A 5,727-nucleotide genomic window follows, 5' to 3' on the forward strand; every position below is an offset into this window, starting at 1 on the left:
AGATGGATCTGTCAGTATTTGACGGTGCGGCGAAGGCATTTGACGAAGGTTTCGAGGTGGATATTGTTCACCCGACCACAGGCAAGAAATTGGGCATGAAAGTTCGCGTTGCGTCGTATCAGTCGCAACGCGTTCGTGATGTCCAGCGTCGCCTGGCTAATGCCAATATTCGCGACCAGAAGCGCAATCCGAAGAAAGTTCAGACGGTCGAAGAAATCGAAGATCGCGCAATTGATGTGATGGTGGCTGCTGTACTTTCGTGGGAAGGATTCGAGCGAGGCGGCAAGGCCATTGAATGCACGACGGAAAACGTCCGAGCAGTGCTGACCAACCCGGATTTGTGGTTCATTGCCGAGCAAATCGACGCCGCGGCGGATAATCAACTGGCTTTCGTGAAAGCCTCGCCAGCGACCTAATTTCGTTCGGCGAGGCCGTCTTCGCTAAACGACGGCCTACAGTCCTGCCAGACTTCCCAGACGATTTACGGCACGTCTGGGGCTGGTTCCTCGATCTGAACGCCCGCCGATCAGTCGGCATGTCTGCAAATCCGATCTCGTATGGAGAGATCGACGCCTACAGCCGTGTTCACGGCATTTCGATGCTAACATGGGAGGCCGAACTGATCTGCTCATTGGATAACGCCATTCTGGCAGTCACGCGGGCAGGGCAGAAAACGAAATCCAGCGACCAGTTAAAGAACGAAACTCCAGCCAGTGACGGACAAGGCGTTGCATCGTTGTTGCGCGGGTTTAAAAGAAAGAAACGGGAATGATTGTTGAAGTTCCCTATAAGAGGCGTTAATCGACTTGTTGGGTCTACCTGCTGAGGGTTGGGTTTTTGCGCGCGCCATCAAGTTACGTTTGGAAACGCACGGCGTTGGTTGCCGCGATTGCAGCGCTGATATCGATTTCACTATCGACAGGGATACGTTTCGTGATCGGCGCGCGTTCAGACACGGTCACAATTGTAGTCCGTCTATTGCTTCCGTTTCTTATCGCGATACCGTTAGGCGTTTTCTGGTTTTCACGATTGGAAAAGCTCGAAGAGTCTTACCGCGTTGCGGTGAAAAGAGCGAATGAACTGGCGCGGGTAGCCAGTATTGACCCGCTAACTGGCCTCCTCAACCGGAGAAGTTTTATCCAGCAGTTTAATGCAGCCAACAAGGCAGGTGTTCGCGGATGGTTTTTGATTGCTGATATCGATTATTTAAAGCGGATCAACGATCAATACGGGCACCCGACAGGCGATGATGCCGTAATTTCAGTAGCACAAGCATTGGAAGATTGCTTGTCGAACGACAGCCTGATTGCGCGCATCGGAGGTGATGAGTTCTGTGCGTTCGTACCGAAAGCAGAAACAAGTAACATCGATTCTGTGGTTGCAGATATCAGTTCAAGAGCGTCCGGCCTTTTGAACGAAAAAAGGCCGGACAAAGAATTGCCGTTATCTGTTTCGGTGGGCCTTGCAACTTGCAAGCCAGCTTGCAGCGGTCATCAGCATGATGGAAAACCCGCTACGAGGGCTCGGCGCAGCATTCATGTCCGTCATCTCGCCAGTCAGCCTCTTGACTATCGGTCTTGTGGCGTTGTCCGCGGCTGGCCTGCAGATGGTGGATTGGCCAAAGCGCGCTTCGCAAGCCCTGATTTTCTTAGCGGATAACCTGAAGGCAATAGCGCCATATGCTACTACTGCAGCTGCGGCACTCGCGTTGATCTATGCGCCGAGCGTCATCGCCGGAATGGTAAATCTGATCGCTTGGATGGGCCGCGTCTCTGTAGCTGCCATCAGCATGGGTGCATCATTCGCGCTCGCTAATCCCGCTACCGCTCTGGTGGCTGGTTTTGCCGCAACCGTCATTGCCGCAAATATATTCCGCGACGAACTAACCAAGATCATTGGCTTTGATATCGTCGGAGCCGCGAAGAGCGGAGTGAATTCAATCGTGGCTGTTTTTGTCGGCAGCTACAACGCGATTGTGAACGGATGGTCTGCCCTTCCAGGGGCTTTTGCTGATCTGTCCATTCAGATCGCTAATAATTTTCTCGGTGGCATCCAGTACATGGTGCGCGAGACTGTAAGTCTCGTGAACGGCATGATTATAAGCATCAATGGTTCCCTACGGAACGGCTTTGATGCCTTGGGATTGGATCGTTCAGGTGCGCCGCAGTTTCCGGATCTTGGCCCATTGCGTAACTACAAGATTAGCCAAATCGAAAACCCCTACCCGCATCGTCATTTTCGACGGCCAACGTGGTCGATAGTCAGTATGGATCGCATGCCGCAATCGTGAACTTCGATGGTTCGGGGCAGTTCATCTTTCCCAAGGTGATGTGTAACTGGCCGGAACGTATCACACAGGGTTTCCACCAGTATGTGCGCCTGCCGGGAACCAACGCATGGCAACCGACAAGCCAATCATGCGTGACTGTTGTCGAGACCAATCGGATTGTCATTCATATCAGCCCCGGCGCTCCGACGACTATCGACACCTCAACGGGTAGCTTTATGTACATTCTGCCAGACCCGGGAGGCGTCCGTTACTACATTCTCAGCGCAACGACGCTTTAAGTTCCCAGGAGAAATCTATGGCCACTTTGTCCGACTACACGTCGGGAACGATTTCGCTTGCCAATGGGTCAGTGACCGTTACCGGCACCGGGACACTGTTCGAAGTGACGCGGTTCTGGGAAGGCGACACGCTTCAAATCCAGAAACTGACGGCCGTCATCGCCAGTGTCGACAGCGACACCCAGTTGCCCCTTACTGAACCGTGGACTGGCACGACGATTGTTGACGGTGCATATCGCGCTCGACAGCTTGGCGATGGAAGCCGGGTCTCGACACAGGCCGCAACCGTTATCGAGCTGCTCGGCAATGGCGTTTTGATGAACCTTGCGGAACTCGGCGTCGAGGAAGGTAAGGTGCCAGTTGGCGGCCCGACGGGTGAGTATGAGTTGGCTGATTTGGTTCAAGACCCGAACGGCAACCTTGGCCAGTTTGCGGATCTTTCCCGCGCACCTAACCAATCGCTTGGCACCAACAATAGCGGAAATTTGGTGTTCAAAAATGTGCCAGCCGAAATAATCGCGTCAGATAGTTCTAATACAGCGAGTGCTGGCTGGATAAAAACCGGACTTGGAACCCGATATAGAGAAATAGTGCTGCACATTGATGCGGCTCCGACTGACAATAATGTCTCGATCGGTCTCCAACTCTCAACTGACAACGGGTCGTCTTGGCTATCCACTACGGATGATTATACGGAACAAGTCTTAGTTGTTTCGGGCACGAGCGTGACGGCATCCAATCCAGTATCACCGGCTATCGTATCGGGGAATGTTGCTAGTGCCACCGGAGGCGGGGGTGCGATGATGGAGATAAAGATCTCTGAATTTAATCAGTTCAGAAGGTCGCTCTATTCTGCTTCGATTACCCGAAGAGTGTCAGGAGGAGCGATGCAGTTCCTGTCTCGCAACGGCATTGTGACGCCGTGGTCACCATTTAACGCACTTCGTATCGTTCCCACGTCAGGAACCTTGGCTTGGTATAGGATCGTTTTGACAGGGATTGTAGGTTGAAGGATGTACGCTGCATTATCCTCCCTTGGAGCCAGTATTCCAGCCCGATACAATTATGATATAAAAATTGCTTGTTATGGCGACAGCACAACCGAAGGGTGGCAAAGCTATAATGGTGTTTCCGCGATAACGAAAAATAATGTTCCTGCGCTTCTTCAGTCGTACATGAGGCAGGAATTTAGTTCTTCTGCAGTCGTAATAAATAAAGGTGTCGGAAGCACACAGGCTTCGCAAATCCTGAATGGTACAGATGGACGGAATAAGACTTGGTCTCAAGAGATGATAGAGACACCGGCATCAGTCATTCTCGTCAATTTCTGTCTGAATGATGCATATTATCATGAGGTCCCAACCACAGGGTATGAACGAGAGACGCCTTCTCGATATCAACAGATCATTCGAGAAATGGTTTCCATTGCAAGGGATCAAGGAAAGCAGACTGTTCTTCTTGAGCCGAACCCAGTCAGCAAACCACCGCGACAAGCTGTGTTGCCATACTATGTCGAAGCACTCAATAATGCTGCCGTTCTAGAAGGCGTTAGGATTGTGAAACACTTCGCAGTGATCACTTCTCTAGATAAATGGGAAGCTGGTTTAAGCGATGGCGTACACCCGGGCGATGAAATGTACATAGCAAAAGCGAAAAGAGAGTTCTCAACTGTTGCAGAGATTATAAGACAAAAACTATAACATTCTGAGGTAATCGAAGAGGTCCGGATTGTTCAGAATTTTTGTCACAATATTAATGTTGGCAATTAGCACAGCGAACTCATGGGCAGAGAGTGGTCTGAAAATTGCGGTGTACGGAGATAGCACTACAGAAGGCTGGGTTTCCACTGATGGTGGTGCTTTCCTAACCAGAAAGAACGTACCGGCTCTTTTGCAGGAAATGATCCGGCGAGATATTGATCCAAATGCCGTTGTTTACAACAAAGGTGTTGGCGGGACACAAGCATCGCAAATTCTGTTGGGCGTAGACGGGCGGAATGAAGCTTGGGATGTGGAAATGTCTCAATCGGATGCGTCGGTGGTTATGATAAACTTTTCATTGAATGATGCGTATTTCAACCAAGTTCCAACACCGGGAATGGTGTCAGAAGGGCCAAAAGAGTTCGAATACATCTTGAGAACATTGGTGAAGACGGCTCAAGTGCATGGCAAGACTGTGGTGCTATTGACGCCCAACCCAGTTTGCAAGGAACCACGTCTTTCAGTTCTGCCGTACTATGTTGAGCGCATTAAAAATGTCGCCACTTCTGAACAGGTTTCTTTGGTCGATCACTTCTATGCTACTCAGAAAGAAAAAGATTGGCAAAACCAGCTAGCAGATTGCGTCCATCCCAGTGAGGCAATGTATGCCGATAAAGCGCGGCGAGAATACTCAGTCCTTGTCCCGCTACTATCTTCAATCAATTGAGGTGAAATTTAACCGCCCTTGAGGCGGTTTTTTAATGCCAAAAAAAACCTCGGCGCGGGGAAGGTCGCATCCGAGGTTGCGCTGTAAGGAGAGGGTAACTTCAGCAGCGCACACCAATTATCTCACAAAATAAGGAAACCACCAAATGGCCAAGGGAACCTTTGCCAAAGCGATGCCGCATGTCTCAACGCCAGACCTGTATTACGTCTACCGCCCGCTGCTTGATCTGATCGGGTTCACCGAGGGGACGGACAAGGGCGACGGGTACAACGAAACGCTCGGCTATGGCGCATATACCGGCGGCGATGTTGATCTGGTGAAAATGAGCCTGAAAGAGATTGACGATCTGCAAGGCAAGATGCTGGCGCACCCGAAGAACAAGCTGAATAGCTCGGCGCTCGGTCGATATCAAATCGTTCGCACCACGCTTCGGACAATCAAGCGCACCCTGCAACTGTCGAACAATCTTCTGTTCAATGAGGCGTTGCAGGACCGTTGCGCCTGTTACCTTCTAGGCGTTCGCGGGATCGACAAGTACCTCGCAGGCCGTCTGAAGGAAGACACGCTCATCAACAATCTGGCTCTGGAATGGGCAAGCCTGCCGACTGGCCTGCCCCCACGAGGTGATCCGTTTGGAATGTTAGTGCATGATCGGTCTGCTTGCCACTGCTGGTGTTGACGCTGGCCCATTTTGTGGAGGCCAGACGGCTGCTTCGGGTGCCGGTGGTTTGT

At 51.3% G+C, this 5,727-nt stretch carries 7 protein-coding genes and 1 pseudogene; all 8 read left to right on the forward strand.

Annotation, left to right across the window (positions count from 1 at the left end; all coding sequences use genetic code 11):
- A partial coding sequence (locus ABWW28_RS27215; RefSeq protein WP_112702498.1) for a hypothetical protein occupies positions 1-416 on the forward strand: 416 nt, incomplete at its 5' end.
- A gap of 44 nt (positions 417-460) precedes the next feature.
- A complete protein-coding gene (locus tag ABWW28_RS27220; protein WP_424945378.1) occupies positions 461-772 on the forward strand; it encodes a phage tail assembly chaperone in 312 nt (103 codons plus the stop codon).
- Positions 773-837: 65 nt separating this feature from the next.
- Positions 838-1,476, forward strand: a pseudogene (locus ABWW28_RS27225) (GGDEF domain-containing protein); the annotation flags it as partial.
- A gap of 232 nt (positions 1,477-1,708) precedes the next feature.
- Positions 1,709-2,290, forward strand: coding sequence for a hypothetical protein (locus ABWW28_RS27230; RefSeq protein WP_112702499.1), 582 nt, complete (start codon positions 1,709-1,711; stop codon positions 2,288-2,290).
- A 295-nt stretch (positions 2,291-2,585) separates the two neighbouring features.
- The gene (locus tag ABWW28_RS27235; protein WP_353392953.1) at positions 2,586-3,578 is read left to right on the forward strand and encodes a hypothetical protein; all 993 of its coding nucleotides are present in this window, start codon (positions 2,586-2,588) and stop codon (positions 3,576-3,578) included.
- A gap of 3 nt (positions 3,579-3,581) precedes the next feature.
- Positions 3,582-4,268 carry an SGNH/GDSL hydrolase family protein gene (locus tag ABWW28_RS27240; RefSeq protein WP_196108675.1) on the forward strand — a complete coding sequence of 229 codons (687 nt, stop codon included), beginning with the start codon at positions 3,582-3,584 and terminating at the stop codon, positions 4,266-4,268.
- A gap of 28 nt (positions 4,269-4,296) precedes the next feature.
- Positions 4,297-4,995, forward strand: a complete 699-nt coding sequence (locus ABWW28_RS27245) for an SGNH/GDSL hydrolase family protein (RefSeq protein WP_112702595.1) — start codon at positions 4,297-4,299, stop codon at positions 4,993-4,995.
- 145 nt (positions 4,996-5,140) lie between these two features.
- Positions 5,141-5,674, forward strand: coding sequence for a lysozyme family protein (locus ABWW28_RS27250; RefSeq protein WP_278502550.1), 534 nt, complete (start codon positions 5,141-5,143; stop codon positions 5,672-5,674).
- Positions 5,675-5,727 lie beyond the last annotated feature (53 nt).

The organism is Brucella sp. NBRC 14130 (genome assembly GCF_040371715.1).
Lineage (GTDB): Bacteria > Pseudomonadota > Alphaproteobacteria > Rhizobiales > Rhizobiaceae > Brucella > Brucella intermedia.